Genomic DNA, 25,963 nt, shown 5'->3' with positions numbered 1-25,963 from the left:
TCGCGATCATGATCAGCACCGATCGCGACAGCGGAGGCTTCGTCAACGTCACGCTCGACGGCGAAGCCAAGCTCGTGCACGAGGGTCAATACCTCGTCCGCGACCTCAAGGGGGCGCTCGGTGTAAAGGGCTCGCTGACGCAGCACGTGGGCGGACATGCCCATGCGCTCGCCGACGACGACCCGCTTCTCGTCGTCGGCGGCGAGAGCTTCTCGACGCGCTAGAGGTCTTCAGGTCTTGGGCGGCGTTCCGATCGTGGTGTCGATCGTGAAGCCTCCGCGCAGAGCCTTCGTGACGGGGGTGCGCTCGGCAATGTCGGCCAGGCGCGCGCGCTGCTCTTCGGTGACTCTCGGATCGAACGTGATGACGCGCTCGACGCGGTGCTTGTCGCCCTCTTCGAAGACGCGCAAGTCGACCTTGAGGGGGCCGAGGTCCCAGCCCTTCTTTTTGGCATACATCGACAGCGTGATCGACGTGCACGCGGCCAATCCCGAAAGGACGAGCTGGAACGGCGCCGGACCGGCGTCTTGTCCACCGAGCGCCACGGGCTCATCCGCATTGAGCTCGTGATGCCCCGCACGGATGTGCTGTTCGTAACCCGAGCCGCTCGTGAGATGCACGGAAGCGAGGAACGTCATGCTGCGATTTCTCGCGCACGCGTCGCCCGATTGCAACTCAGGACGCCCTCTTCGCCGTCATCCCTCGCCCGGGACAGAGTGGGCGAGGGGAGGAGACGGCGTCCCCTGACGTCTACTTCTGCGTGAGGCCGATGAGGTTGCCATCGGCGTCTTTCATGATGGCGATCTTCAGGCCCGGGCTGACCTCTTTGAGCGGCTGGTGCACTTCGACGCCGGCTTTCACGAGTGCGTGGAAACTCGTTTCGACGTCGGCCACCTGGAAGTAGTCGAGTGGGGCGGTGATGCCGTTGCGGTGCGCGTTGGGGTCGAGGCCGATTTCCTGATCGCCGACCTTGAAGCCGACGTAGTAGGGCGAATCGGCGTAGGGCTCGGTGCCGAGGAGCTTCGTGAAGACGGCCTTGGCCTTCTCCAGATCCTTGACCGGGTAGACGTGGAGCTTGATGCCTTGGACTGCGAGCGCGTTTGCCATGAGAGCCTCCGTTCGGCCCTGATTCTGGGCCGCCTTGTTGGTTTCGGACCGTGGACGTACGGCGACCGACGAATGTGACCGCTCGCGCGAAAAAAAGTTCGGTGCCCGCATTTCGCGCGCGTTTTGCCGCCGATTTCGAGTTCCTGCTGGGGTTGCCGTCGTCCCCAGTTGTCCCCGAGCGCCTGCGGACGTGCGTCGGTGGTATGACGGGGGCGTGGAAGAGCGCGATCTCGCCGCACGCTTCGAGGAGAACCGTAGCCACCTCCGCGGGGTGGCCTATCGAATGCTCGGGTCGCTCGCCGAGGCAGACGATGCGGTTCAGGAGTCGTGGTTCCGGCTCAGCCGCGCTGACACCGGCGAGGTGGAGAACTTCAGGGGCTGGCTCACGACGGTGGTGGGGCGCATCTGTCTCGACATGCTGCGCTCGCGCAAGACGCGCGCAGAAGAGGACCTCGAGAGCCCGGCGACCGATGCACGCGCGGCGACGGCGGGGAAGGGAGATCCCGAGCAGGAGTCGCTCTTCGCGGATTCGGTCGGCTTGGCGCTGCTCGTCGTCCTCGAGACGCTCGAACCCGCCGAACGCCTCGCGTTCGTCCTCCACGACCTGTTCTCCGTCCCCTTCGAGGAGATCGCCACCATCGTCGGACGTTCGCCAGATGCTGCGCGTCAGCTCGCGAGCCGCGCGCGGCGGCGCGTTCGCGGCGCTCCGACCTTGCCGGAGGCCGAGCTCGAGTCGCAGCGAGGCGTCGTCGCCGCGTTTCTCGCCGCGCTTCGCAGTGCCGATCTCGACGGACTGCTCGCCGTGCTCGATCCCGAACTCGTCGTTCGTGGCGACTTCGGGCGCGGAATTTCCGAAGTGCGCGGCGCTGCGAACTGGGCCAAGGGCGCCGTTCTTGGCGCGCACGGTGCGCCGTTCGTCGAGGTTGCGATCGTCGATGGCTCGTTCGGCCTCGTCTTCGCCCCGCGCGGTAAGAAGGTGGTTCGCGCGCTCACCTTCCGCTTCGCGAACGGCAAGGTCACCTCGATCGAGGTCATCGCCGATCGCGCACGCCTCGATCAGATGGAGTTCGCCGCCCCAGCCTGATGCTTGGTGCGGGCCGTAGTCCCGAGGCGGGCAGCTCCAGAACGTATTGCCGCCGGTCTTCTTCGTTGCGCTTTCGCCGTACCCAACCGCGCTCTGGTGAGTGCGGGATGGGGTTCCGTCGCGCGCGCGAAATCGGCCTGGGACATGCGCCCGTGCTCGCCGATGTGACGTAGGAACTTGCCTGCGCGCTACTCACCTCGGACGTTGCGTAGGTCGCGCCGCCGCCGCGCGGAGTCGGGAGGCCTATGAGCGGCCGCGTGCGTCGATCGAGTCGCGCGCGGTGGCACACCGTCAGGGTGTTCCCATGGTCATGCCGTTCCTCACTGGGGGAGCGGTCTGATGGGGCGAGCGTTCCAGAGCCCTTTCGCGAAGCCTCCCGGGGAAGGGCTCTCGTCCTCGCCGGTGAACGTCGCATGGGGAGCCGGCCTTGCCGCCTTTCCTGCGGTAACGAGCTCACTCTTGTTTGCGTGTCGTTTCGGCCGCTTCAATGGCGGCACCGCCCCGGCCTGAGGGGGCGGCGTTCAACCCGCCAGGAGCAAGCCGGCGAACGCCTCGTCGACCACGGTGAACGGCTCGGGCGTGACGAGTCGCTTGTCCTTGGCGAGCTTCAGCTCGAGGTTGTCGTACATCGGGCGCGGAGCAGCGAGCGCGGAGATGCGGCCTTCCTTCGAGAGCAGCGTGAAGCGAAGGCGTGAGGCTTCGCCGGTTCCCTCGACGGCCTCGAAGAGAATCCGAGCGGCGCGTGCATCAGGCTGCGTGGAGCGCGCGACGAGCTTGAATGCCTCCACGATCCGATCGTCGAGCCCCGCGTCGAAGACCTTTACCTTCTCGATGAGTGAGTTGCCGTCACGCACGACGCGCGCGGTCTTGGGCAGCTTCGCCCCGAACGACGCCACGGCCTTGGCCGCATCGAACTTGCCGAGTGTGTCGAGCTGGATGACGAGGTCTTTCGCCCCGTCGTGATAGGAAAAAAGCGGGTCGACGAGGCGCGCCGCGTGCCCGCACTTCGGGCAAGTGAAGACGAAGAGCTTGCCGCGCAAGAGCTCGTCCTTGAGCGCCGGCTCCTCCGAGGCATCGATGCTCGTGTAGACCCGAGCATTCGAAACCTGGTTGCAAGAGGGGCAGGGAACGGCGCGCTCTTCGGAGGCGGACATGCCCGTTCGTTACCACCGACGCGCCGATTCGCGAAGAAGAGGTGGAGCGTGGGGCCCGGCGGGACGCGTTCACAGCTGAGAAAAGCCGCCGTCGACGACGAGCTCGGCGCGCGTGGCGTCGCCAGTCTCTTCCGTTGTACCGCAGACGAATCCAACGCTTCGGCCTGATGAGGGCGTGGAGCGGACGGTGGGGTTACGCGAACCGTCCGTCGAGTTTGGTGAGCTGGCTCGTGAAGCCTTCCTTCTGCATCTTCGTGAACTCGTCGCTGTGCATGGCGTCCAGCGTGACGACCATGCGAACGTTGTGGCCGGACGAGGAGAAATCAACCGCGATGTTGCTCTCGTAGGTCGCGACGCCAGGAAGGAAGTCGATGACGTTCGTGAGGACGAGTCGCTCGTGGCGTCTCAGTTCAGTGAAGCGGGACCGGGTGGCGTGGGAAATCGGCTGGCCCATCTGCTTCATCGCCGCGATCATCTCTGGTGAGTCGGCGATCATGTCGTAACGCAGAGCGCCGCCGACGCGTGCATCGAGCTCATGAACGTCGGCCCTGAAACCCTGTGGCCCCCACCATGACTCGAAGCCTTCCTTCGTCGTCCAGAGGTCCCAGACGTCCTCGACGCTCGCTCGGTAGGTGCGCTCGATGATGACCTTCTTTTCGTTGCTCATTTTCGCCTACTCCTTTCTTCGACGCGGCATTTGTTTCTTCTTCAGTGCAGCGTCGAAGCGATCGAGGCGCGCCTCCCAGAGCCCGCGGTATTCGGAGAGCCACTGATCGAGCTCCCGGAACGGCTCCGGCTTCAACGCATAAAGCCGACGTTGCCCGTCCGGCCGCATGGACACGAAGCCTGCCTCGGAGAGGATGCGGAGGTGCCGCGAAACCCCGGACTGGTGAATCCCGGCCTTCTCGACGACGTCATTGACCTGCTGCTCCCCATCGCGAAGCGCCTCGACGATGCGACGCCGCGTCGGATCCGCGAGAGCCTGAAAGATGTCGAGTTGCACGGACGTGTATATGCATTGTAGTGCATTCATCCGTCAAGCCCCAGCCCGACGACCCGACCGACGGTGAGGCTCGGCTGCGCCGAAGCCAGTCCGGCCACGCCGGAGACCGGACCGACGTTGAGTCCGGCCACGCCGGAGACCGGACCGACGTTGAGGTTCGGCTGCGGCATTGCGCGTCCCGCGTCGAGATCCGACCGACGTAGCGCGTCCCGCGTCGAGATCCGACCGACGTAGCGCGTCCCGCGTCGAGATCCGACCGACGTTGAGATCTGACTGTCGTCGGCATTGCGTGTCCCGCGTCGAGATCCGACCGACGTTGAGATCTGACGGACTGAGATCTGACCGACGTTGAGATCTGACGGACTGACATTCAAGATCTGCGGACTGGCGTTTCCTGTGGCCTGGGCCACCTAGAAACTGTCACGGGCCAGGTGGCTCGCTCGAATTTGTTGAAAGAATCGGCCCTGATTCTCGGCATACCTTGTGCTCGAGCGCGCGGCATGTCGCGTCCTCGCCAGATCTTGCCGGGAGTCACGTGGTTCATCACCCGCTGTATCACGCGCAGGCACTTTCTCCTGCGACCGGACGAGGACGGCACGATGCAGCAAATTTACTGGTATGTCACGGCGGTCATCGCCGCGAAGTTCGGTATTGCACTGCACGCAGTCCAGATGTTGTCGACACATCTCCACGAGGTGCTCACCGACATGCGTGGCGAATTGCCCGCGTTCCTTTGCGAGCGCAATCGCTTGATCGCAAATGCGGTCAAGGTTCATCGGGAATGGCCCGAAGAGGTCTTTCAGCGCGCTGCCACCAGTTGCGTACAATTATTCGGCGTAGACGCCGTTCTCAGGGCAATCGGATATACGCTTGCCAACGTAGTCGACGCGGGATTGGTGGAGCACCCCGATCAGTGGCCCGGCGTCACCGTTTCGGTCAACGACATCGGCGAGCGCGTTATCGTCGTTGAACGCCCTTCGGTCTATTTCGATCCCAAGAATCCCAATTGGCCCGAGCGCGTCTCGATACCGATTACGATGCCACCGTCGCTCATCGAAACGTTCGGTGCAGACGCCAAAGAAGTGCTGCGCTCATCCGTGGCTTCGGCCATCGAAGCCGCTCGCGATGCTGCACGCAGTGCAGGGCGGTTCGTGAAGACGACGGCGGCCAAGTTGTGCAGCGTCCCAGTCACGCACCGCTCGAATGGTTTCAGACCGTTCGGCGCTCGGAATCCAACGTTCGCGGCTGGCGGCAATAGGGATATGGTGGAGAAAGCCCGAACCGAAAGGAAGCGGTTTCACGAGCTTTATCGGCGTGCACTCGACGCACTGAAGAACGGCACCGCGAATGTTCCATTTCCGTCGGGCACATGGCGGTGGGCGCGAGAGCTACTGCCCGAGTCTCTTGTCGCGGTCGCGGCAACGGGGGGCGAAGGGCCGGAAAAACAGGGAGAGGTCGGCGTGAGAGCCGCCACGTCGTTCGCCAGTCTGAAGGCGATTGCGAGCGCCCTTAATCGACGCCTTTACGAACGGAGCACGATTGCGGGCGATGTCGGTCGGCTCTCGAGAGCGGCTCTAGGCGTCGACGGACCGCAACGTTACTCTTTGCCTTCAAACATTGATACGGCCAACAGGGCCGTCGCGCCGGCCACTGCGGCGCGATCGGCGGGCACGACCGCGAACTCGAGTCGATGGCATCGCTCTGAATGAGTTCGGCTCCAACTCGGACTACGTTCGGTCGCGGCGCGGTGTCCGGCATCCAGTCTTCATTGTCGGCGACCGGAGTCCATTCGAGCTCGTCGAGCCACGGAGCGTCGTCAAGCGCGATGGCATCCGGCGACTTACTGCACTGCGCCGCCGGGAGGATCAGGTCGGTGATGTCCGCATGGAAGATGCGGGATGCGATCGAACTCCGGCCGCCAGCGAGACCGGAATTGCGCTAGTTGCATGTCTATCGCCGCGTGGCGCCGCGGCTGACGCGGCGGCATCTCGAAGCGGTCGCTGCGCTGCCGCGTTCGGCACGTGCATTGCTGGATAATCACCGAGTGCCGGCAGAGCGACGCGTCGCACCAGCGTCGGGCCTCGTCCAGGTTCAGCCCTTCGGCCTGAATGCGAGTGACGAGCTCGACGACGACGTCGTGTTCCTCTCGAAGGTCTGCACGCAGGACGGCGCCGCGCTCAGGACAACGTCGGTGTGTCAGACCGCGGAACGAGCATCCGAACCGCCCCGAGGTGGACGAGGTGCTCGATACGGTGCATCGCCGATTCGTGGGGCATCGCGGAGATGTCGAGAATCGTCTTGAGTGGGGTCATGCCGTCGATGCGCGCGAGGAGGAACCCCGACTGCGGGTCGAGCGGCAGCTGCATGATTTGCTGCGCAGTCATGTTGACGAGTGGAATGGTGTCGAGCGGCCACGGCGTGCCGACGGGCGCGGGACGCACGGATTCGGCCACGGCCAACGCCGCCTCGGTCTCGCCCGCCAAATAGAGTCGGCGAAGTTCCTCCATCGCCGACGCCAATCCCCCAATCGCAGTCTGATCTGCGCCACGAAGCGTCGGGGACTCGCCGTTCGCTATCCAGGGCGGTGTCTCTCCGGTGTGCGTCGGATGCATGGTCAGGCCATTTACCATGGGGCACCGAATGGCCGAGCTCGATTCGCAAACGAGTCGCAAGCGAGACTAGCTGGCGTGAGGGGGTTCAACGTCGGTCATCGTGACTGGTCAACGTCGGTCGTTTTGACTGTGACTGCGGCACCGGTGACTGGTCAACGTCGGTCGTTTTGACTGTGACTGCGGCACCGGTGCGAGGGACCCAACGACGGTCGGTGTGTTCGCCCTACGACGGTCGGTGTGTTCGCCCTGACGCTCTGGCCAGCTTTGAGTTAGTCATGCCGTCCTCGCGGGAGTTCTGCAGCGCCAGGACGAATGTGTCCATTCGGCAACGCGACGAGCCTCAATAGAACCCTTCGCGGCGGGCGTAGCGCGCGGCACGCTCGGCGTCGTATTGCTCGGCATCGAAGGTGTCGCCTTGAAGTGCCCTGTGGACCTGGCCGTTCGTCGGTAGCTCCGAACGGTCGACGAATCGTGTCGGGTCCCAGAGCTGCGAGCGAAGGAATGCCTTCGAGCAATGCGTGTACGCCGATTCGATGTCGACGAGGATTCCGAGCTTCGGCGTCTTGCCCTCGACCACGCACTGCGCGAGGAGCCCAACGTCGGTCGTGAGCGTTGCCCGACCATTCACGCGGAACGTGTCCGTCACCCCCGGGACCACGAACAGTAAGCCGACGCGCGGATTGCCGAGAATGTTGCGGAGGGAATCGGCTAGCCGATTGCCGGGGCGCTCTGGGATCAGCAACGTCGCGTCGTCGAGGATGCGAACGAATCCGGCCGGATCGCCACGCGGGCTCACATCGCAAAGGCCGTTCTCGTCCGACGTTGCGAGACAGAGGAACGGCGACCGCTCGATGAACTGACGCGTCAGCGCGTTGAGCCGGTCGCTGATCTTGGACCGTACCAGCTCTGTCGGCTCACCGATGAGTTGCCGTAGCTCCGCTTCTGTCACGATCGTTTCGGACGTGAGGCGATGCTCGGCCATGCGCGAAGTATCCTCCAGGGGCTCTCGAACGCAAGCCACGTGCGGGCGACGAACGAGCCCGACTCGCCCGGCCAGCGGATGAGTCTTATGTTGCAAATGCATTCATGGTGCATTGGCAATATCGGCGATTGACACGTAACGCAACTGAGTTGCATTAACTTGCTCATGACACACCCGCGCGATTCCCAGAAGTTGCCCGTTTCCGTTCTCTCCGGATTCCTCGGCGCCGGCAAAACCACCATCCTCAACCACGTTCTAGCGAACCGCGAGGGGCTGCGCGTCGCCGTCATCGTGAACGACATGAGTGAGGTCAACATCGACGCGCGGCTCGTCGAAACGGGCGCCGGCAAGCTCTCGCGCCTCGACGAGAAGCTGGTCGAAATGCAGAACGGCTGCATCTGCTGCACGCTGCGCGAAGATCTCCTTCTCGAAGTCGCGAAGCTCGCCAAAGAGGGACGTTTCGATTACCTCCTCGTCGAATCGACCGGGATTTCCGAACCGCTTCCCGTCGCCGAGACGTTCACCTTCGAGGGCGATGACGGGAGGAGCCTCTCGGACGTTGCGCGTCTGGACACGATGGTCACCGTCGTCGATGCCACGCGCTTCCTGCGCGATTGGTACAGCGAGGACGACCTGCGCGCGCGCCGGATTGCGCTCAGCGAGGACGATGAACGCACCGTCCCCGATCTGCTCGTCCAGCAGGTGGAGTTCGCCGACGTGCTCGTGCTCTCGAAGCTCGATCTGGTCGCGGCGGCGGACGTCCCGCGCCTCGAGTCCATGCTTCGTTCGCTCAATCGCGATGCGCGCATCGTCCGCTCGGAGCGAGGCAAGCTCCCCCTCGCGGACATCCTGAACACGGGGCTCTTCGACTTCGAACGCGCCGCGCAGGCACCCGGCTGGCTGAAGGAGATGCGTGGCGAGCACGCTCCCGAGACGGAGACGTACGGCATCACGAGCTTCGTCTATCGCTCGCGTCGTCCCTTCCATCCGGCGCGCTTCTCGGCATTCCTGGACGAGGGATCCTACTGGCGCGGGGTGCTCCGCTCGAAAGGGTTCTTCTGGCTCGCAAGCCGCCTCGACGTCATCGGGCTCTGGTCGCACGCTGGTGGTGCCGCGAGCTGCGAAGCGGCCGGGATTTGGTATGCCGCGCTGCCGAAGGACGAGTGGCCCGACGACGCCGAGTCGCGCGCCGCCATCGAGCGCGACTTCGAAGGGCCCTTCGGCGATCGTCGACAGGAGCTCGTTTTCATCGGCGATCGCATGGACCACGAAGCGATGCGCGCGGCGCTCGAAGCGTGCGTGCTCACCGACGGGGAAATGAGTGAGGGGCCCGTGTCGTGGAGGTCGTACGAGGATCCGTTCCCGGCCTGGCAAGACGAGCCCGCTGCAGGGGAGGGATGACCTTGGGCGCACACCCGGCGCTAGGGAACGTGCATCGCCGTTGCATCGGCGTCGGGGGCGAGCTCCGCGATGCTGGTTCGAAATCGGGCAATGAGCTCATCGTCGAAATCTTGCACGATGAAAATGAGCCGCGTGCGTGGCTCGCCGCTGGGCCAGCGGGGGAGTGACTCGGTCGGGTAGACGACATGCTGCACGGATTGGACGACGACCGGCGTCGGTTCGTCGTCCACGTGGAGGATGCCTTTCATCCGCAGCAAGCGGCCGCCGTAAAGTTGGCTAACCGTCGCAAGCCACAGCGCGAAGCGATGGAACGAGAGCATGCCGGTCTCGATCGAGAACGTCCGCACGGAGCCGTCGTGGACGTGGCCCGCACCGTCGTGAGCGTGCTCGTCGGCGGAGGAATCCGAAGGACGCGATCCATTCGTCGATTTCCCCGTGCCGAAGAGGTCGTTCGGCGCGACGTTGCCGCGCGCGCTCTCGAGAATCGGAGCGAAGCATTGGATCGTTCGCAAACGACGAACGAGGCCCGCACGCTCTTCCGGTCCGGTGAGGTCGGCCTTCGTGACCACGATTTGGTCCGCCAATGCGACCTGTTTGACGGCCTCCGGATGATGCTCGAGCTGGGCCATGGCGTGCTGCGCGTCCACGGTCGTCACGAGCCCCGCGCGTCGATAGATCGATGTGACGAGTCCGTTCTTGGCGAGCGTGCCCAGCACCGGCGTCGGATCCGCGAGCCCGGTCGTCTCGAGGATGACCCGACGGAACGGCGGTATCTCGTGACGCGCGGCCTTCACCCATAGCTCGCAGAGGGCGCGGACGAGGTCGTTGCGAACGGAACAGCAGACGCATCCCGAGGCGAGGATGATCGCGTCCTCGCGCACGTCGGCGACCAAGTGGTGGTCGAGGGCGATCTCGCCGAATTCGTTGATGAGCACCGCGCTGTCGCGCATTTCGTCGAGCGACAAGAGGTGCTTCAGGATCGTCGTCTTGCCGCTTCCGAGAAAGCCAGTGAGGACGATGACGGGGATCTTGGGCACCGTCATTGCGTGGAACGCTTGTTCTTCGTCGGGTAGTCGCAGAACCCGGTGCCGGCAGTCGAAACGAGCTGGATGGCGTCACGCATCGTCGGCTTTCTTGTTAATGTTGCAACTGAGTTGCAATTATATAGTCTCGGGTTCCTCCGCTCGCCAACATGAAAGGAGGTTCGCCGATGCGACCGTTCGACCCCGTCTCCATGCCTGCCCATCCTCCAGTGCCTCTCGAAGAGCGCCTTCCAGTGACCGTGCTCTCGGGGTTCTTGGGAGCAGGAAAGACCACCCTGCTGAATCGCGTGTTGCAGAACCGCGAGGGATTGCGCGTCGCCGTGATCGTCAACGACATGAGCGAGGTGAACGTCGATGCCGAGCTCGTGAGGCGTGGCGACGCGACGCTCGATCGGACCGAGGAGCGCTTCGTTCAGATGCAGAACGGGTGCATCTGCTGCACGCTGCGCGAGGATCTTCTCGCGGAGGTAGCGCGCCTCGCGCGCGAGCGGCGGTTCGATTATTTGCTGATCGAGTCGACAGGAGTGGGTGAGCCGATGCCCATCGCGGCGACGTTTTCTTTCCGCGATGCGGAGGGGTTCAGCCTCTCCGACGTCGCGCGCCTCGACACCATGGTCACCGTCGTCGATGCGTTCAATTTTTTGCGGCAGTACGCCTCGATCGATGAGCTCCACCACCGTGGTATTGCGAGCGGTCCCGAGGACGAGCGCACGATCGTCGACCTGTTGGTCGACCAGGTCGAGTTCGCGAACGTACTCGTCATCACCAAGAGCGATCTCGTCTCCACCGAGGAGGTGAGGCGCCTCGAGGCCATCTTGCACCATCTGAACCCCGGCGCGCGTGTCGTGTCGGCCTCACACGGCAACGTCGCCTTGCGGGAGGTTTTGGGCACCGGTCTCTTCGACGACGTGAAGGCTTCAGAGAGCGCGGGCTGGGCGCGCGAGCTCGCGGGTGAACACACGCCCGAGACCGTCGAGTACGGGATCCGCAGCTTCGTCTATCGCGCGCGTCGGCCTTTTCCCCCCGCACGCCTGCACGCGTGGCTCGGTGCCGAATGGCCGGGCGTTCTGCGCTCGAAGGGGTTCCTCTGGCTTGCCACTCGCATGAGCGACGTCGGCGTGTGGTCGCAAGCCGGCGCCGCGTGCCGGACGGAACGTGCGGGCATCTGGTGGGCGGCGGCGCCAACGCAATTGTGGCCGACGGACAGGGTTCGCTACGACGAGATCCGTTCGAACTGGCAGGCTCCCTGGGGTGATCGACGTCAGGAGCTCGTGCTGATCGGGACGAACATGGACGAGTTGGCTCTGCGCGTGGGGTTCGATGCGGCGCTTCTCACGGACGAAGAGATGGTGCTCGGCGCCGAGGGGTGGCGCACGTTCCCGGACCCCTTCGCGCCGTGGGGAGCTTCCGGGGTGGCCGCCACGTAAGGCGCGACGCGGGATGTACTGATCGGACTTCGACATCGGAGCAGGCGTGATGGAAGAGGTCTGCGTCGGTGCGACAGACTGGCGCTCCTCCCGGAGGGCTAGCGGCGGTCGCTGGGCTGGACGCAGGCTCAACGTCGGTCGGGTCTCGGCGCCCGTTTCACTGTCGGTCTGGTCTCCCGGCCCCGTGGCGGCTTCAACGCGCCGGTTTCACTGTCGGTCCGGTCTCCCGGCCAGCTTCAACGCCCGCCCACCCAGCTTCAACGTCGCTCAGATCTCTCCGGCCGCCGAATGTCGGTCGGGTCTCCGCGCCGGTCTCACTGTCGGTCAGGTCTCTCGGCCCCGCCCTGTCGGTCCGGTTTCCCGGGCAGCTTCAACGCCGGCCCAGCTTCAAGGTCGGTCAGATCTCTCCGACGGCTTCAACGTCGGTCAGATCGCTCCGACGTCGGCCAGATCCCTCCGGCTGCTCGGCTTCAACCTCCGCGCCGACTTCAACGTCGGTCGGATCTCTCCGCTCCGGTCGGCCGGTCAACGTCGGTCAGATCTCTCCGGCCGCCGGCGGGTTGGAGCTCGTCGCCTGCCCGGAATGAGTCGGGGAGGTCCACGGTGAGCGACAAAAAGAAGAAAGCCGGCCCGAGGATCTCGGAACCGGCTCTTGGGACCCTTGAGCGGGAGAAGGGATTCGAACCCTCGACGTCCACCTTGGCAAGGTGGCACTCTACCACTGAGTTACTCCCGCAATACGCTGGCTAGGGGAGGCCCCAACGTGACCGTGGGGACCTCTGCCAGCTCGCTTTCGTCGCTCTGTTTAGAAGCGAGCTGAGCGAGCTCAAACACACGCTGAGTGACGATCCGACAAAACTAGAAAGCCGGCCTGAGTAACCTCGGTGCCGGCCTTCTGGAAGACTCTTGAGCGGGAGAAGGGATTCGAACCCTCGACGTCCACCTTGGCAAGGTGGCACTCTACCACTGAGTTACTCCCGCAACGCGCTGACCAGGGAATGCCCAATTGCAGTGACGCAATTGATAGGCGCCAACCGCCTGCTCGCTGCCGTCGCCCCTCTCGAAGCGACGAAGAAGCTTCTACGCGGACCCGCTTCGTTGGTCAATCCTCGAATTTCATCAGGTATCAAAAACTTCCGAACGCACCCTTCCAGGAGCGTTCAGGCCATCCAAAGCTGAAGCGTGCAGCTCGGCTTCGATCCCGCGCCGACCGGGGAAAAGGCCCCGATTGCGCTGGTCTTCCACGGCGAATCGGCGGGCGGTGGGACGAGACGGAGGCCGAGCTGGGCGCGATCGCCAGTGAAGAAGGGCTTTCGCCAGCGCATCTCGACGGCTCGTGCGACGAGACTCTTGGGGTCGACCGACAGTTCGGGGGCCGAGCTCGAGGACGAAGAAGAAGAAGAGAAGAGCCGGCGTACCACCGCTTCTTCGAAGAGACGCGGGTAGACGAGCGAGTTCACGTGCTGGTTCGAGTCCGTGTGCATCAGGCCGAACTGCATGTCGCCGCCGTCCTCGAGCGTGGCATCTCCAACCAAGCTCTCGGCGCTCTCGAAGTCGTACTCTTCGACCGTCGCGGGGATGCCGGGGGCCTCGAGACGCGTAACCTTGCGCTTCTCCGGCGGCCCGAACGGCCGTGTGATCACGTGCTCGGCGAAGATGCGACCGCACACGGCGGTCTCGGCGTTCCTGCCCGGCGTGGGGCCGAACGTCGACGCGACGGGCGCGCGTGCCTCGAGCCACATGTTGAGGAAGAGGCGGTCGCCATTGCGCTCCCGCGCGAAGCGCCAGGTGCCCACGTAGCGGACCGGCGTGTTCACTGAGAACGGGCCCTGCTCGCCCACGATGACCATGCGGCTCAGGATCGGAAGGATGCCCTCTTCTCGGAAGCGTTCGATGGCCGGCAGCTCGCGCAGCAATGTTCGCCACGCCGAAGCGCCCAGACCGTGGGCAAGCGCCGTCAGGATCACCCGACCGTCTTGCGTGATGTCCTCGTAACGAGGAAGGAGTTCGGCGGTGCCGCTGTCTTTGAAGCCCTCCTCGAACTCGGCGTAGCTGCGTGGAGGAAGAGGAGGAATGAGAGGAGCGCGGGTCATTCGTAGAATCCGACGGCGGCGTGGCTGACGATCGAGCCTTCTTCCGGATCGACCGTCTGTTCGTAGTGACCGAGCCGACCACGTGCGCCGTCGCTCACCGTGCGGAGGAGCGAATAGATCGGGGCGAGCCCGCACACGCGGCGTGTGTCGAGATCGCTGGCGACGTGGCGGAAGAAGCCTTCGGCATCGAGCCGCGTGGCGAAGTCGATCGACTCCCGGTCGGTGGCGTCGAGCCTTCGGCGCTCGCGGTCGTCGAGCGGCCGGGGATCGCCGAAGCGTGGGCCGACGTGTGCGAAGTCGGCGCCGGCGACCACCACGGCGCGCTTGTCGTGCACGATCTTGCGAACGGCCTCGTAGAAGCGCTCGATCGACTTGCTCTGTTTCGGGCTCGTGGCGCTGAACTGCTGTTCACCGAGCCCCGCCAAAATCGGGATGATGCGCGCGCGGCGCCTTCCGAGCAGGTGCTTCAGGAACACCACCTGGAACTCGAGCGAGTGCTCGCGCTTGTGGTTGAACTGGTCGACGTAGGGGTCGAAGTCGCACGCGCCGGCGATGAAGTCGATGGAGTCGTGGTCGGCCGCGACGTGGCCGAACGGCGTATCGAAGGCCTTCCGGCACAGAGCGAACGGTGCCTCCATCGGTGCATGAGATGTTCCGAACAGGACGAAGGTTTCAACGTCGGTCGGAATCGTTTTCGCCAGGACGCCGTAGGCCTCGCCGTAGCAGCGGGCGCCCCGCCAGGGGTCGATGTGCGGTGCGATCAGAGCGACCAGGCGGTCGCTCGACTTGCCGTTCGACCTGTTCGAGCCTTTTGGCCCGGACTTCGGCCGTCCCGGTCCGCTCGCGATGCCGAAGCAGTCGTTGTCGATGTAGTCGGCCAGCTTGCCGGGCTCGCCGTGGTAGGCGCTCCCCGCGTGCGAGGCCTCGCGGACGTCGGCGTCGGCGAACTCGCGTTCGATCCGCGCCCGAGCCGCCTGGTAGGGCGCGCCGAACGCGAAGAGGCGATCTTCGAGATCGGTGGCGAGCTTGATGACGATGTCGACCGGTACTCGCTGACCGATGGCGGCCGATGCCTGCTGGGCGATCTGCTCGCAGGTCAGCCTCCCGGTGAAGCGGGCGAGGATCGGCTCGAGGTCCATCGGGAGGGCGCGCGCGTTGGGCGCGATTCCCTGGGTGTCCCGGAGAACGATGGCCCGGCCGAGTCGTTCGTCCGGAACGACGATGATTTCGATGGGGCGAAGACGCGGTCGCGACGAGGGCGCTGCCACGCTAGGAGGTTAACGACTTTCGAAGCATCGCGCCCGTTTGCCTCGCTCGTGCTTCGGCGGTAAGGGGGCCGCCCGGTATTCTCCAATGCGACAGACGCGACCGCGCACCCCTCCTGGTAAGTCCAACGGAAGAAGTCTTGACGAGGCCGAGACCTTGGCCAAGCTGAACGAGCTTCGAGCCCTTTATTCCGAGGTCGACGCGCTGCTCGACGGCTGGTCTTGCGAGGACAGCACGGATTGCTGTCGCTTCGGCGTGACGGGCCGGGAGCCGTATCCTACCGCCATCGAGCTATTCGAGCTCGAGCGCGCGGTTCGCGCGCGCGGAGGTCTGCCGAAGCGTCGGACGCTTCCGGTTGCCGAAGAGCGGCGCTGCGCCCTCCTTTCGGACGAAGGGCGATGCCTCGTCTATGCCGCGCGGCCCTTCGGCTGCCGAACGTTCTTCTGCGAACGAGCTACCGAGCCTACGGGCAAGGGCTTACGTGCCACGCCCCGGAACGAGATTGCGCGCCTCGGCCGTGCCGTGGCCGATCTGTCGTCCCGTTTTGCTCCCGTCGACCCCGGGCCCCGACCGCTCTCCAGGGCCACAGCCTCCTGGCGCCGCTGACCCTCGCAAACGTCGCGATCGGCGCGGGGAGATGAGAGAATCGGCGCGCTGAATTCCAGCGCTTCGCACCCATGAGCTTCGTTCGCAAACCAGTAGGGGAAGGGCCGCTCGCCACGAGCGCCCGCGCCCTTCGCGCCTTCGTGACGGCCCCGACCGTCATCGGGGCGACCTACGTGCTCGTGCTCGCCATCGGTGCCGGTCAGCGCGGGCAGGGAGACGACGCCGATCTCGGAGGCGTCGGTCGCGCCGACGCGATGGCGACCTTCATCGAGCATCGCTTCGGTAGCGAAGTCACGCGCATGAAGATCGGGATCGCCGCGACTGCGATCGCGCTCGGGCTCGCGATCGGTCTCATCGTCGAGGTGGCCATGCGGCTTCGCGGTCGTCGAGGTTCGGCGCCGCGCACGTTCCTCGAAGCCGTCGTTGGCTGCCTCGCGCTCCACGCCTCGCTCGTCGCCTGGTCGATGGCGCGCAGCCCCCAGCTCTACGCGTCGCGGTGGTACGCCCAAGGAGGGCTCGCCCGCACCGTCCAGGTACTCGTGACCGACGTTCTCGGCGTGTGGGGCGTCGGCTTTCTCACGCTCGCCGCGTTGGTCGCCTACGTCGGGCCGGCTCGGATCGCGCATCTCGTGCGCCAGGCGCCCGCCCTCGTCGCGAAGTATTCGACAAGGGGGGCCGTGGGCTTGCTCCTTCTCGCGTTGGGCGCGCTCGGCGCGACGGCCCTCGAGCGTTCCTCGCCTCACGTCGCGCATGCCGCTCATGCCGCTCATGCCGCTCATGCCGGCGTTTCGTCCGATCCCGCCGACCCCACGTCGACGACGAAGCGCCCCAACGTCATCATTCTCGCCGCGGACTCGCTGCGCGCCGATCGTCTCGAGCCTCGCGTCGCCCCGAATCTCTCGCAGCTTGCCGAGCGCGGCCTCCGGTTCGACCGCGCGTACGTCTCCATTCCGCGCACGTTCCCCTCGTGGGTGACCATCCTCACCGGGCGACACGGCCACCATCACGGCGTGCGATCCATGTTTCCGACATGGGAGGAGCGCGCGAAGGACTTCGATGCCGTCCCGTCGCGTCTCGCACGTGCGGGCTTTGCCACGGGCGTCGTCAGCGACTACGCGGGCGACATCTTCGGTCGCATCGATCTCGGCTTCCAGCGTGTGGACACGCCGTCGTTCGACTTCCGACAGCTGATTCGGCAGCGCGCTCTCGAGCGGGAGACGCCACTTCTGCCCGTTCTCCACTCGCAGCTGGGGCGGTTCGTCTTTCCGGTGATGCGCGAGCTCAACGATGCGGCCGATCCGATGCTCCTCGAGGCCGACGTCGAAAAGGCCATCGACGGGTTGCGTAGCGACGGACCCGACAAGCCGTTCTTCCTCACGGTGTTCTTCTCCACCGCGCACTTCCCGTACGCCGCGCCGGCGCCGTACTACGCGAAGTTCACCGACCCCGCGTACCGAGGCCGCTTCAAGTACCACAAGCCTGTCGGCCTCGGCACCGAGGCGGCGCCGGACGCGCAGGACGTTCGCCAGATCCAAGCCCTCTACGACGGGGCGGTGAACGCCATCGACGATGCCGTCGGTCGCCTGACGAAGGCCCTCGAGAAGCGGGGCCTCTCGGAGAACACGGTCATCATCGTGACCGCCGATCACGGCGAAGTTCTCTTCGACGACGGGCACGGTCAGGGCCATGGCGATCACCTCTTCGGCGACCACGGCACGCACGTTCCGTTGGTCGTCTACGATCCGCGCATCAAGCGTCATGGCCGCGAAGGCGCGGTCGTGCGTGACGTCGACCTCGCCGCGACCATCTACGATCTCACCGGCGTTTCGGCGCCGGCGGATCTCGACGGTCGTTCGCTCGCGCCTGCGCTTCGCGGGGAACGTCTCGAGCCACGCTTTGCCTACGCCGAGACCGAGCTCTGGTTCACCGAGGATGTGCCCGGCCTGCAGCCCGACCAGCGAATTCCGTATCCCGGCATCATGGCCCTCACGGAGCTCGATACGCGTCACAACGCCGAGATCGTCCTCCGTCACGATGTGGCGCCCATCACGCTCATGGCCCGCCACCGCATGATCCGTGACGAGCGCTACAAGCTCGTCTACGTGCCGACGCGTCAGGGGGTAAAATACATCTTGTTCGACACCCAGTCGGACCCGTCGGAAACGCAGGACGTGTCGGCGAAGCTTCCGAACGAAGTCACGAGGCTTCGCACCGAGCTCTGGAAGTGGATGCTCTCCGATCCTCTCATGGATCAGAAGAACGGCTATCTCGTGCCGTCGCCCGCAGCCTTCGCGCGGCTGCATGCCGGGGGGGCACAGTGACGCGATCGCTCCTGCCGATGGGCGCTGCGCTTGCCGCGTGCTTCGCTGCGCTCGGTTTGGCCTGGCGTTCGGGAGGTGGCGCCGAAGGGGCGTTCGTTCCGCCGCGCGCGTCCTCGTCCGTCACGTCTTCCGATGGCACCGTTCCGAAGGAGGCCGAACGCCGAGCGGAGCCTGGGCGCGAAGCCTACGAGGTCGCCCTCCGTCTCGTCGACGCCGCCAAGGACGCGCGTGTGGACGTCCCGAATCCCGGGTTCGTGAAGGGCCTTCTGGCCCTGCACTGGCGGAAGCTCACGCCGCCGTTCGTCGCTCTGCCCGGCGAGACGTCGCGCTGGGTGACGACCCTCGCGCTTCGTACGAGCGCGTCGGAGATCCAGTGGTCGATGCCGCAGGGCCACGGCGGCAAGGCGTGGGCGCCCGACGCGCGCCTCTGGAACATGAACGAGGGGAGCTACGAGCAGCGCGAGTCGTTGGTCGGCGCGGCCCCGTCGTCGTTCACGTTCCACGTCACGGTGCCTCCCGGAGGCAAGCTCACGTTCTCCGAGGGCACGGTCAACGCCACGCGCGACGCCACCGTGTTCATCGTGAAGGTCGTCGACTCGAAGGGCGCGTCGCACGACGTCTACCGCCACCGCCTCCTGCCGCGCGACGCTCGACGTTGGACCGAGGCGAGCTGCGATCTCTCTACTTTTGCCGGCCAGAACGTCGACCTCGAGCTCCGCACCGAGCCCGACGAGGCGACGCCGGAAGAGCGGAACGAGGCGCGCCATCGTCAACGGCCTGCCGCCGAGAGAGACGCCGGCGCGATCGCTTCGGCCGACGGCCGCGTTCACGATGCCGACGGCGGTGCGGAAGGCCCGAAGCGCGACGAGCTCGATGCTCCTGGTTCGGCCGTGGTCCTGTGGGGCAATCCCACGCTGCTCGCTCGGACCACGCCGCGCGTGCCGTACAACGTGCTCTGGGTCGTCGTCGACGCACTCCGGCCCGACGTCATCGCGAGCTTCCACGACGACGCGGAAGACGCCGCGAAGCAAGCGGCACCGCATCCTCCGCTCGAAGCGCTCTTGCCGAAAATTCCCGGCCTGACGCCGGCGATCGACGAGCTCGCGCAGCGCGGCGTTCGTTTCACCCGCGCCTATTCTGCTGCGTCTTGGACACGCCCCGGAACGGTGGCGATGCTCGCCGGCGCGCGCTCGAGCGAGCTCGGTCTCGACACGCTCGGCTGGACGCTCACGCCTTCGGCGGTGAATGCGTTCTACGGCTCGAATCCGCCGCTGTTGCCGCTCGCGCTGCGCAAGCACGGCGTGACGGTCGAGGCGTTCGTCAACAACTACTTCATGGTCGGCTACACGCCCGTCGGTCTCGACATGGGCTTCGAGCGCATCTCCGACCATCGCTATCGCACGCGCGACACGCTCGAGATCACCGAAGACGCCACGCGCTGGATCCAGAAGAACAAGGACACGCGCTTCTTCTTGTTCGTGAACTACAACTCGCCGCACTCGCCCTACGAGCCGCCGGCGAGCGCTCTCGCGCGCGTGCCTCCGCCGCCTGCCGGGCCCAAAGACGACATGGCGCGCATGTACATGGCCGAGGGAGCGAAAGACGACGAAGCCATCGGCACGCTCGTCAAAACCTTGGCCGACACGGGCCTCACCGACCGCACGATCGTCGTCGTCACCTCCGACCACGGCGAGACCATGTCGAGCGCACACGAAGGCGTCTCGGGCCTCGACAACACGCCCATTCGCTACCATCACACGGTCAGCAACTTCGAGGAGACGACGCACATTCCGATCGTGCTGGTCGCGCCGTCGCTCTTGCCCGCGGGCAAGATCGTCGGCGACCGCGTTCGCAACACCGACCTCGCGCCGACGATTCTCGAGCTTCTGGGGCTCGAGCCTCATCCGCACATGACGGGAACCTCGCTCGTCTCGCTCGCGCGTGGTCAGAAGGAGGCGGCCGAGCGCGTGGTGGTCAGCGAGGGGCGGGGGAGCCGCGCGATTCTCCACGATCGCTACCGCTTCGTGGCCCGCGAGGGCGCGGCACGGACCACACAGATCCGCGACCGCAGCCTCACCATCAACGAAGAGCTCTACGACCTGACCGACGATCCCGGCGAACGCCACGATCTGGCGGCGACACGGCCGGAGGTCGTCGCCGAAATGCGCGCGCGCCTCGAGGCCGCCGTCAAGAACGTGCCGATGGCAGGATCGGAGACGCGTTCGACGAGCGCCGCTGCCGATGCGGGGCCACTGCGATCGAAGGCCGTTCGCCTGAGGTTCGCGGGCGGGGAAACGCCGAGGCGGATCTCCGGCACGCTCGTGGTCGGCGACGCCAAGACGCGGGCGACGTCGATCGAGGTCCAGCCCGTCGATTTGGGGCACGACGCGTTCAAGCGCGATGCGCGCGACGAGCGCCGTTTCGAGCTGGCGTTCACGACGGTTCCTACGGCCGCGGTCGGTATCGACATCGTGGTCGAGCCGCCCGGCGTGCCGATCTCGTGGGACCTCTACTTGGACGACCAGCCCTGGCCCGAGGCCTCGTTCTTCGCCGGCCCCTTCGGTCTGGTCGCACCGGTTCTACGTCGAGGCGTGACGACGGACGAAGCGCGGCTCGCGATCGAGTCTCCCATGGTCCCACCGATCGACCCACACCGTGACGTGGGGCTGTTCGTCGTTCGCGAGGGCACCGATCGAAAGGACCAAGCGTCCGAGGGCGACGAGGGCGCCGAAGAGATGGCACGACTCCTCCGCGAATGGGGCTATGCCCATGGCTCCGGTGGAGGCAAGTAACGTCTCGGCAACGGGCTCGCGCGGCACCACGCTCGGGCCATCTCCGCCATCCCGATCACCACGCAAGCGGCCGTCCGAAAAGTCGCTCGAGCCTGCGATCCCGTCGTAGCGAAACGCGATGGCCTTGGGGTAATGTGCGAGCAGTTTCATGCGTCTCGCTCGTCTGCTCGGTCCCGATCTGAAGCAGGTCCTCAAAGAGGACCCCGATCAGGTGCGTGAGCTGTTCGACGAGATACACCCGGAGGACCTCGCGGACATCGTCGGCGAGCTCGATCCGGACGAGGCCGCGCAGCTCCTCTCCCGGCTCTCCGTCGAGTACGCCGCCCCGATTTTCGAACGCCTCGAAGAAGAGGAGCAGGGCGAAATCGCGCCCCTGATGCCTCCGGAGAGCGTCGCGCAAATCGCGAGCGAGATGGCTCCCGACGACCGCGCCGACTTCTTCAGCGTCCTGCCCGACGAGGTCGGCGACGTCATCCTCCAGAAGCTCGAACGCGTCGACCCCGAGGCCGCCGAAGAGGTCCGCGAAATCGAGAAGTGGCCGGAGACGAGCGCCGGCCACCTCATGACCACCGCGTACGTCCACATCGGGCCGGACGTCACCGTGCGGAGCGCCATCGACGCCGTCCGCGTACACGCCGAAAACCACCACGAGAACGTCTACAACATCTACGCGATCGACTCGAACGATCGCCTCATCGGCATTGCTTCGCTCCGCGACCTGCTGCTGGCCACGCCGCTCCAGCCGCTCCGCGAGATCTTGCGGACGAACATCATCAGCGTCCGCCCCACCGAGGATCAGGAAGAGGTCGCACGCCGGATGGCGAAGTACGACCTCAACGTCATTCCCGTGGTCGACGATCGCGACATGATCCTCGGGGTCATCACCGTCGACGACATCATCGACGTCTTGACCCAGGAGCAAACGGAAGACGTCCAGAAGCTCGGCGCCATCGAGCCGCTCGACGTGCCGTACTTCCGCACGAGCTTCCTCTCGTTCATCAAGAAGCGCGGCGTGTGGCTCTTCGCGCTGTTCTTCGGCGAGTTCTTCACGCAGACGGCGCTTCGTCATTACGACCCCGTCTTCGAGGCCGTGAAGGGCGCTGCCTATTACGTGCCGCTGCTCATCTCGGCCGGTGGAAACTCGGGCTCGCAGTCCTCGACGCTCATCATCCGTGGCCTCGCGGTCGGCGAGATCAAGCTGCGCGATTGGTGGCGCATTCTCATCCGCGAGACCTTCATGGGCCTCGTGCTCGGCATCGGCCTCGCGGTCGTCGGCTTCGGCCGCGTGCTCATGTACCCCGAGCAGCATACGAACTTCGCGTTCACCGTCGCCTTCACGCTCGTCGGCATCGTCATGACCGGCTGCACCGTCGGCGCGATGATGCCGCTCGTCCTGAAAAAGATCGGTCTCGACCCCGCCACGAGCTCGACGCCCTTCATCGCGAGCCTCGTCGACGTGCTCGGCATCGTCATCTTCGTGCACATCGCGAAGATCATCATGGCGAACGTCATCGCCGCCGCCGGCGTCAACTGAGGGGCGGCATGCGGCGCACGCAACGAGGCGCATTCGCGATCGTCGTGCTCGCGGCGCTCGCGTCGTTCGGGTGCCCGAAGAAGCACAAGCCGCCCTTCATGAGCCGCCTCTGGCTCGGCCCGACGAACGGATGCAGCCTGCTCAAGGAAGGCGCGCTCGCGTGCTGGGGCGACAACGTAGGCGGACAGCTCGCCGACGGCACGACCAACGCACGTCCGACGCCCGCGAAGGTTTCGATCGACAAGCCCGACGAGCTCGCGTTGGGAACGCGGCACGCATGCGGACTGTTCGCGGGCGGCGAGGCTCGGTGCTGGGGGCAGGGAAGACCGGGTGGGCCGAGTCCGGTGCTCGTGTCGAGCGCGCCGCTTTCTGCTTCGGCAATCGTCGCGCATGGCGATCGAACGTGCGCGATCGCGTCGTCCTCGCGCGAGCTCCGCTGCTGGGGCTCCCTCGCGGACGCGCCGTTCGTCCCGGCCATGGTTCGCGGCGTCCAGGTCAGTGCGGTCGCGCTCACGGATTACACCGTCTGTGCAGCCGTGGAGCAGCCGCGCGAGGTGCGCTGCTTCGGGTTCGGTGAGTCGAGCCCGTCGACGAAGACGATCCTTTCGGGGATTGAGGTCGCCAGCTTGGCTGGTGGCGGAAGTCACTTCTGCGCGCTCCTCCGCGACGGCTCGGTGAGGTGCTGGGGCAGAAACGAGTCGGGACAGCTCGGAGACGGAACGTCGACCGACTCCTCCGAACCGGTGCTCGTTCACGGGGTCGAAAACGTGGCTACCGTCGCAGCCGGCAATCGCCACACGTGCGCGCGTCTCAAGACGAACGTCGTCGCATGCTGGGGCGACAATCGCTTCCACCAGCTCAGTGATGGGACGACTGCGTCGCGCGCGCATCCCGGCATGATCCCTGGGCTCAACTCGGTGCTCGAGCTCGCATCCGCGGGCGATGCGTCGTGCGCGCGGCTCGCCGACGGCGGCATTCGCTGCTGGGGGAAGAACGATCTCGGACAGCTGGGCGACGGCACGCTCCGCGACCACGACGTGCCGATGCCCATCAAGTGGTGACGCCGCGCGACGCGAACGTCGGATCGCTCGCGGGGTGGTCAAAACACCGGCCACCTTAGGGCCGAGCTCGCACTCCACACGTCTCGCGCAAGAAGTGCCGGGGCGTCGTTCTTTGCAACATGTCGCCCGTGGGACAGCGAAGCCCGCTCGACGATGTCTGCGGTCGCCTCGTCGGTTTTACCGCAACCCGTCGTTGCGTTTGAGCATCCGGAAGACGACAACAAGGCAACGCTTCGCCGTGCGGAGTTCCGCGCGGCATGAAGGGGTTCGTCGTATGCAACGTCCTTCCGCCATCAAGCCCGCTACTGGTCGTCTCGGAATCCTTCTGCCCGGAATGGGTGCAGTTGCGACGACGACGATCGCGGGTGTTTTTCTCGCACGTCGCGGGCTCGGTAAGCCCGTTGGCTCCCTCACGCAGCTGGGCACGATTCGTCTCGGCAAGCGCACCGAGGGCCGTAACCCGAAGATCAACGAGCTTGTTCCTCTCGCTAACCTCGAAGACATCGAGTTTGGCGGCTGGGACGTCTTCCCGGATAACGCCCTCGAGGCGGCCCGCCGCGCGCGCGTCCTCGAGACCGAGCACCTGGATGCCGTCGCCGACGAGCTCAAGGCCGTCGCCCCCATGAAGGCGGCCTTTTACCCCGAGTACGTGAAGCGTCTCTCGGGCACCCACGTCAAAGAAGCGCCCTCGAAGTACGAGATGGTCGAGCAGCTCCGCGCCGACATCCGCCGCTTCAAACAAGAGCGCAACGTCGATCGCGTCGTCGCCGTTTGGTGCGGTTCGACCGAGACCTTCCTCCAGCAAACGCCGGTCCACCAGACCATCGCGAGCTTCGAAGAAGGCCTGCGCAAGAGCGATCCGAACATCAACAACACGCTCCTCTACGTTTGGGCGTGCCTCAAGGAAGGCGTTCCGTTCGCCAACGGTGCGCCGAACCTCGGCGTGGACATCCCCGCGGTCCACGAGCTCGCACGCGAGACCAACACGCCGATCGCCGGACGTGACTTCAAGACGGGTCAGACCCTCATGAAGACGGTCATCGCGCCGGGCCTCAAGGCGCGGCTCCTCGGTCTGAACGGCTGGTACTCGACGAACATCCTCGGCAACCGTGACGGCGAGGTGCTCGACGATCCCGCGAACTTCAAGACGAAGGAGAACTCGAAGCTCGGCGTCCTCGACTCGATCCTCGAGCCGGCGAAGCATCCGGGCCTCTACGACGACTACTTCCACAAGGTCCGCATCGACTACTACCCGCCGCGCGGTGACGCGAAGGAGGGCTGGGACAACATCGACCTCTTCGGTTGGATGGGGTACCCGATGCAGATCAAGATCGACTTCCTCTGCCGGGACTCGATCCTCGCCGCTCCGATCGTGCTCGACCTTGCCCTCTTCATGGACCTTGCCAAGCGCGCAGGGTTCCGCGGAATCCAGGAGTGGCTGGGCTTCTACTTCAAGGCGCCCATGGCGGCCGAAGGTTTGCAGGTCGAGCATGACCTGTTCGTGCAGCAATCGAAGCTCAAGAACACTCTGAGATGGATGGTGGGCGAAGAGCTCATCACTCACCTCGGCAACGAGTACTACGACTGACGGAGACGTTGGGCCGTGGGCACTGACATAGACACCGCAGCGTCCGTCGGATTGTGCGCCGCTCTCGCGGTCGTGCTAGCGGCGTTTGCCGCCGTCTCCATCGTGTCGGGACCTCGTTCGTTCGAGAGGCTCGACCGTGAGGCACCGCTACCGCTCGTCGGCAAGGCCCCGATGGAGGCCGTTTACGCCGCGCTAGGCCCCGTCGCGAGGTTCCTCGTCGCTCTTCGTGTGTCCGCCAATGCGGTCACGATCGCGTCGTTTGGCCTCGCGGTGGTTGCGGCCGTGCTCTTCGCCTTCGGACACTTCGGCTTGGGCGCTGTCGTCGCATCGACGGCGGCGCTCGCCGATGCGCTCGATGGGCTCATCGCGCGCCAAACCCGTACCGCAAGCAAGTACGGGCAGGTGCTCGACACCACGATCGACCGTTACGTCGAAGCTCTCTTCATCGGTGGCATCGCCATCTACGTTCGGCACGACCTGCTCCTTCTCCTCCTCGCCCTCGGCGCGCTCGTGGGCGGCTTCATGGTGAGCTACGCGTCGTCCGTTCTTCGAGAGCTCGCCGTGCCGGACCCGAAGGCGCCGATGCGCCGGGCCGAGCGTCTCTCTTGCCTCCTCGTCTCTGCGACGCTCGTTCCGTTCGTCGCTTCGGCTGGCCACGCGCTGCCGATGCGCCTTCAGCTCGGACCCATCATCCTCGCCCTCGCGACGATCGCCGTCGTGGGCAACGTGTCGGCTCTCCGCCGACTGCTTCGTGGAGCTCGCGTTGCGGCCGCGGCGAATCCCGTGGTTCCCGTTCCGCCGCCGCCGGCTCCCGCGCCTGTCCGTTCCACGCCGTCCCTCAAAGGGCCCGCTTCGGCACCGGCCAGCAAGCGCCTGCGCCACCCCTGAG

Annotated in this window: 23 protein-coding genes and 2 tRNA genes; 12 read left to right on the top strand and 13 right to left on the bottom strand. The window is 65.6% G+C overall.

The genetic code is table 11. The features are described from left to right. The first annotated feature begins 8 nt into the window (after positions 1-8). Entirely contained in the window at positions 9-224 is a 216-nt protein-coding gene (locus tag AKJ09_RS45630; RefSeq protein WP_146654137.1) for a hypothetical protein, read from the top strand. A gap of 6 nt (positions 225-230) precedes the next feature. Here AKJ09_RS45630 and AKJ09_RS45625 read toward each other — a convergent pair whose 3' ends face one another. Both AKJ09_RS45625 and AKJ09_RS45620 read right to left on the bottom strand, forming a co-directional pair. Further along, positions 231-638 (bottom strand): OsmC family protein, encoded by a 408-nt coding sequence (locus AKJ09_RS45625; RefSeq protein ID WP_146654136.1) that lies wholly within the window; start codon positions 636-638, stop codon positions 231-233. Between the two features lie 112 nt (positions 639-750). Further along, entirely contained in the window at positions 751-1,107 is a 357-nt protein-coding gene (locus AKJ09_RS45620; protein WP_146654135.1) for a VOC family protein, read from the bottom strand. Between the two features lie 214 nt (positions 1,108-1,321). Here AKJ09_RS45620 and AKJ09_RS45615 point away from each other — a divergent pair, with 214 nt between their 5' ends. Beyond that, positions 1,322-2,191: a sigma-70 family RNA polymerase sigma factor gene (locus tag AKJ09_RS45615; RefSeq protein ID WP_146654134.1), complete on the top strand. Its 870-nt coding sequence runs from the start codon at positions 1,322-1,324 to the stop codon at positions 2,189-2,191. Positions 2,192-2,712: 521 nt separating this feature from the next. Here AKJ09_RS45615 and AKJ09_RS45605 read toward each other — a convergent pair. The 4 genes from AKJ09_RS45605 to AKJ09_RS53820 form a co-directional block, all read right to left on the bottom strand. Continuing rightward, the gene (locus tag AKJ09_RS45605; RefSeq protein WP_146654133.1) at positions 2,713-3,345 is read right to left on the bottom strand and encodes a CpXC domain-containing protein; all 633 of its coding nucleotides are present in this window, start codon (positions 3,343-3,345) and stop codon (positions 2,713-2,715) included. A 193-nt stretch (positions 3,346-3,538) separates the two neighbouring features. After that, complete coding sequence (locus tag AKJ09_RS45600) at positions 3,539-4,012, bottom strand: SRPBCC family protein (protein ID WP_146654132.1); 474 nt, start codon at positions 4,010-4,012, stop codon at positions 3,539-3,541. A gap of 6 nt (positions 4,013-4,018) precedes the next feature. Continuing rightward, entirely contained in the window at positions 4,019-4,378 is a 360-nt protein-coding gene (locus AKJ09_RS45595) for an ArsR/SmtB family transcription factor (protein WP_146654131.1), read from the bottom strand. Continuing rightward, complete coding sequence (locus AKJ09_RS53820) at positions 4,375-4,518, bottom strand: hypothetical protein (RefSeq protein WP_169928426.1); 144 nt, start codon at positions 4,516-4,518, stop codon at positions 4,375-4,377. The genes AKJ09_RS45595 and AKJ09_RS53820 overlap by 4 nt, the downstream gene beginning before the upstream one ends. A 429-nt stretch (positions 4,519-4,947) precedes the next feature. On the opposite strand from AKJ09_RS53820, the gene AKJ09_RS45590 reads away from it, so the two are divergent. Continuing rightward, positions 4,948-6,057 (top strand): hypothetical protein, encoded by a 1,110-nt coding sequence (locus AKJ09_RS45590; protein ID WP_146654130.1) that lies wholly within the window; start codon positions 4,948-4,950, stop codon positions 6,055-6,057. A 468-nt stretch (positions 6,058-6,525) separates the two neighbouring features. On the opposite strand, the gene AKJ09_RS45585 is transcribed toward AKJ09_RS45590, so the two are convergent. Further along, complete coding sequence (locus AKJ09_RS45585; RefSeq protein ID WP_146654129.1) at positions 6,526-6,960, bottom strand: hypothetical protein; 435 nt, start codon at positions 6,958-6,960, stop codon at positions 6,526-6,528. Positions 6,961-7,300: 340 nt separating this feature from the next. Beyond that, the gene (locus AKJ09_RS45580) at positions 7,301-7,942 is read right to left on the bottom strand and encodes a pyridoxamine 5'-phosphate oxidase family protein (RefSeq protein ID WP_146654128.1); all 642 of its coding nucleotides are present in this window, start codon (positions 7,940-7,942) and stop codon (positions 7,301-7,303) included. A gap of 165 nt (positions 7,943-8,107) precedes the next feature. Between AKJ09_RS45580 and zigA (AKJ09_RS45575) the strand changes: the two genes are divergently transcribed. Continuing rightward, positions 8,108-9,343: a zinc metallochaperone GTPase ZigA gene (zigA, locus tag AKJ09_RS45575; RefSeq protein WP_146654127.1), complete on the top strand. Its 1,236-nt coding sequence runs from the start codon at positions 8,108-8,110 to the stop codon at positions 9,341-9,343. Between the two features lie 20 nt (positions 9,344-9,363). Here zigA (AKJ09_RS45575) and AKJ09_RS45570 read toward each other — a convergent pair whose 3' ends face one another. Continuing rightward, a complete protein-coding gene (locus AKJ09_RS45570; protein ID WP_146654126.1) occupies positions 9,364-10,386 on the bottom strand; it encodes a CobW family GTP-binding protein in 1,023 nt (340 codons plus the stop codon). 167 nt (positions 10,387-10,553) lie between these two features. Between AKJ09_RS45570 and zigA (AKJ09_RS45565) the strand changes: the two genes are divergently transcribed. After that, on the top strand, positions 10,554-11,813 hold the full coding sequence (zigA, locus tag AKJ09_RS45565) for a zinc metallochaperone GTPase ZigA (protein WP_240488849.1): 1,260 nt from the start codon (positions 10,554-10,556) through the stop codon (positions 11,811-11,813). A gap of 664 nt (positions 11,814-12,477) precedes the next feature. On the opposite strand, the gene AKJ09_RS45560 is transcribed toward zigA (AKJ09_RS45565), so the two are convergent. The 4 genes from AKJ09_RS45560 to amrB form a co-directional block, all read right to left on the bottom strand. Beyond that, positions 12,478-12,549 (bottom strand) — tRNA-Gly (locus AKJ09_RS45560). Between the two features lie 173 nt (positions 12,550-12,722). Next, positions 12,723-12,794 (bottom strand) — tRNA-Gly (locus AKJ09_RS45555). Positions 12,795-12,973: 179 nt separating this feature from the next. Further along, positions 12,974-13,906 carry an acyl-CoA thioesterase family protein gene (locus tag AKJ09_RS45550; protein WP_146654125.1) on the bottom strand — a complete coding sequence of 311 codons (933 nt, stop codon included), beginning with the start codon at positions 13,904-13,906 and terminating at the stop codon, positions 12,974-12,976. Beyond that, complete coding sequence (gene amrB, locus AKJ09_RS45545) at positions 13,903-15,174, bottom strand: AmmeMemoRadiSam system protein B (protein ID WP_146654124.1); 1,272 nt, start codon at positions 15,172-15,174, stop codon at positions 13,903-13,905. The genes AKJ09_RS45550 and amrB overlap by 4 nt, the downstream gene beginning before the upstream one ends. A gap of 154 nt (positions 15,175-15,328) precedes the next feature. Between amrB and AKJ09_RS45540 the strand changes: the two genes are divergently transcribed. From AKJ09_RS45540 to AKJ09_RS45510, 7 genes are all read left to right on the top strand, one after another. Then, positions 15,329-15,778 carry a hypothetical protein gene (locus AKJ09_RS45540; RefSeq protein WP_146654123.1) on the top strand — a complete coding sequence of 150 codons (450 nt, stop codon included), beginning with the start codon at positions 15,329-15,331 and terminating at the stop codon, positions 15,776-15,778. 71 nt (positions 15,779-15,849) lie between these two features. Continuing rightward, positions 15,850-18,099: a sulfatase family protein gene (locus AKJ09_RS45535; RefSeq protein ID WP_146654122.1), complete on the top strand. Its 2,250-nt coding sequence runs from the start codon at positions 15,850-15,852 to the stop codon at positions 18,097-18,099. After that, positions 18,096-20,891 carry a sulfatase family protein gene (locus tag AKJ09_RS45530; protein ID WP_146654121.1) on the top strand — a complete coding sequence of 932 codons (2,796 nt, stop codon included), beginning with the start codon at positions 18,096-18,098 and terminating at the stop codon, positions 20,889-20,891. Before AKJ09_RS45535 ends, AKJ09_RS45530 begins: the two co-directional genes overlap by 4 nt. A gap of 148 nt (positions 20,892-21,039) precedes the next feature. Beyond that, positions 21,040-22,425: a magnesium transporter gene (mgtE, locus tag AKJ09_RS45525; RefSeq protein ID WP_146654120.1), complete on the top strand. Its 1,386-nt coding sequence runs from the start codon at positions 21,040-21,042 to the stop codon at positions 22,423-22,425. Between the two features lie 8 nt (positions 22,426-22,433). Further along, positions 22,434-23,486, top strand: coding sequence for an RCC1 domain-containing protein (locus AKJ09_RS45520; RefSeq protein ID WP_146654119.1), 1,053 nt, complete (start codon positions 22,434-22,436; stop codon positions 23,484-23,486). Between the two features lie 274 nt (positions 23,487-23,760). Continuing rightward, positions 23,761-25,074 carry an inositol-3-phosphate synthase gene (locus AKJ09_RS45515; protein ID WP_146654118.1) on the top strand — a complete coding sequence of 438 codons (1,314 nt, stop codon included), beginning with the start codon at positions 23,761-23,763 and terminating at the stop codon, positions 25,072-25,074. Positions 25,075-25,089: 15 nt separating this feature from the next. After that, complete coding sequence (locus tag AKJ09_RS45510) at positions 25,090-25,962, top strand: CDP-alcohol phosphatidyltransferase family protein (protein ID WP_146654117.1); 873 nt, start codon at positions 25,090-25,092, stop codon at positions 25,960-25,962. Position 25,963: the final 1 nt, after the last annotated feature.

The organism is Labilithrix luteola (genome assembly GCF_001263205.1).
GTDB classification, from domain to species: Bacteria; Myxococcota_A; Polyangia; order Polyangiales; family Polyangiaceae; genus Labilithrix; species Labilithrix luteola.
The sequence above is the reverse complement of the archived record's forward strand: the minus strand, read 5'-3'. Positions and strand labels throughout refer to the sequence as shown.

Coding starts and splice junctions, on each gene's coding strand:
- AKJ09_RS45630 (WP_146654137.1), top strand. CDS start 9: ATGATCAGCACCGATCGCGACAGCGGAGGCTTCGTCAACGTCACGCTC.
- AKJ09_RS45625 (WP_146654136.1), bottom strand. CDS start 638: ATGACGTTCCTCGCTTCCGTGCATCTCACGAGCGGCTCGGGTTACGAA.
- AKJ09_RS45620 (WP_146654135.1), bottom strand. CDS start 1,107: ATGGCAAACGCGCTCGCAGTCCAAGGCATCAAGCTCCACGTCTACCCG.
- AKJ09_RS45605 (WP_146654133.1), bottom strand. CDS start 3,345: ATGTCCGCCTCCGAAGAGCGCGCCGTTCCCTGCCCCTCTTGCAACCAG.
- AKJ09_RS45600 (WP_146654132.1), bottom strand. CDS start 4,012: ATGAGCAACGAAAAGAAGGTCATCATCGAGCGCACCTACCGAGCGAGC.
- AKJ09_RS45595 (WP_146654131.1), bottom strand. CDS start 4,378: ATGAATGCACTACAATGCATATACACGTCCGTGCAACTCGACATCTTT.
- AKJ09_RS53820 (WP_169928426.1), bottom strand. CDS start 4,518: ATGCCGCAGCCGAACCTCAACGTCGGTCCGGTCTCCGGCGTGGCCGGA.
- AKJ09_RS45590 (WP_146654130.1), top strand. CDS start 4,948: ATGCAGCAAATTTACTGGTATGTCACGGCGGTCATCGCCGCGAAGTTC.
- AKJ09_RS45585 (WP_146654129.1), bottom strand. CDS start 6,960: ATGCATCCGACGCACACCGGAGAGACACCGCCCTGGATAGCGAACGGC.
- AKJ09_RS45580 (WP_146654128.1), bottom strand. CDS start 7,942: ATGGCCGAGCATCGCCTCACGTCCGAAACGATCGTGACAGAAGCGGAG.
- zigA (WP_146654127.1), top strand. CDS start 8,108: ATGACACACCCGCGCGATTCCCAGAAGTTGCCCGTTTCCGTTCTCTCC.
- AKJ09_RS45570 (WP_146654126.1), bottom strand. CDS start 10,386: ATGACGGTGCCCAAGATCCCCGTCATCGTCCTCACTGGCTTTCTCGGA.
- zigA (WP_240488849.1), top strand. CDS start 10,554: ATGCGACCGTTCGACCCCGTCTCCATGCCTGCCCATCCTCCAGTGCCT.
- AKJ09_RS45550 (WP_146654125.1), bottom strand. CDS start 13,906: ATGACCCGCGCTCCTCTCATTCCTCCTCTTCCTCCACGCAGCTACGCC.
- AKJ09_RS45535 (WP_146654122.1), top strand. CDS start 15,850: ATGAGCTTCGTTCGCAAACCAGTAGGGGAAGGGCCGCTCGCCACGAGC.
- mgtE (WP_146654120.1), top strand. CDS start 21,040: ATGCGTCTCGCTCGTCTGCTCGGTCCCGATCTGAAGCAGGTCCTCAAA.
- AKJ09_RS45520 (WP_146654119.1), top strand. CDS start 22,434: ATGCGGCGCACGCAACGAGGCGCATTCGCGATCGTCGTGCTCGCGGCG.
- AKJ09_RS45515 (WP_146654118.1), top strand. CDS start 23,761: ATGCAACGTCCTTCCGCCATCAAGCCCGCTACTGGTCGTCTCGGAATC.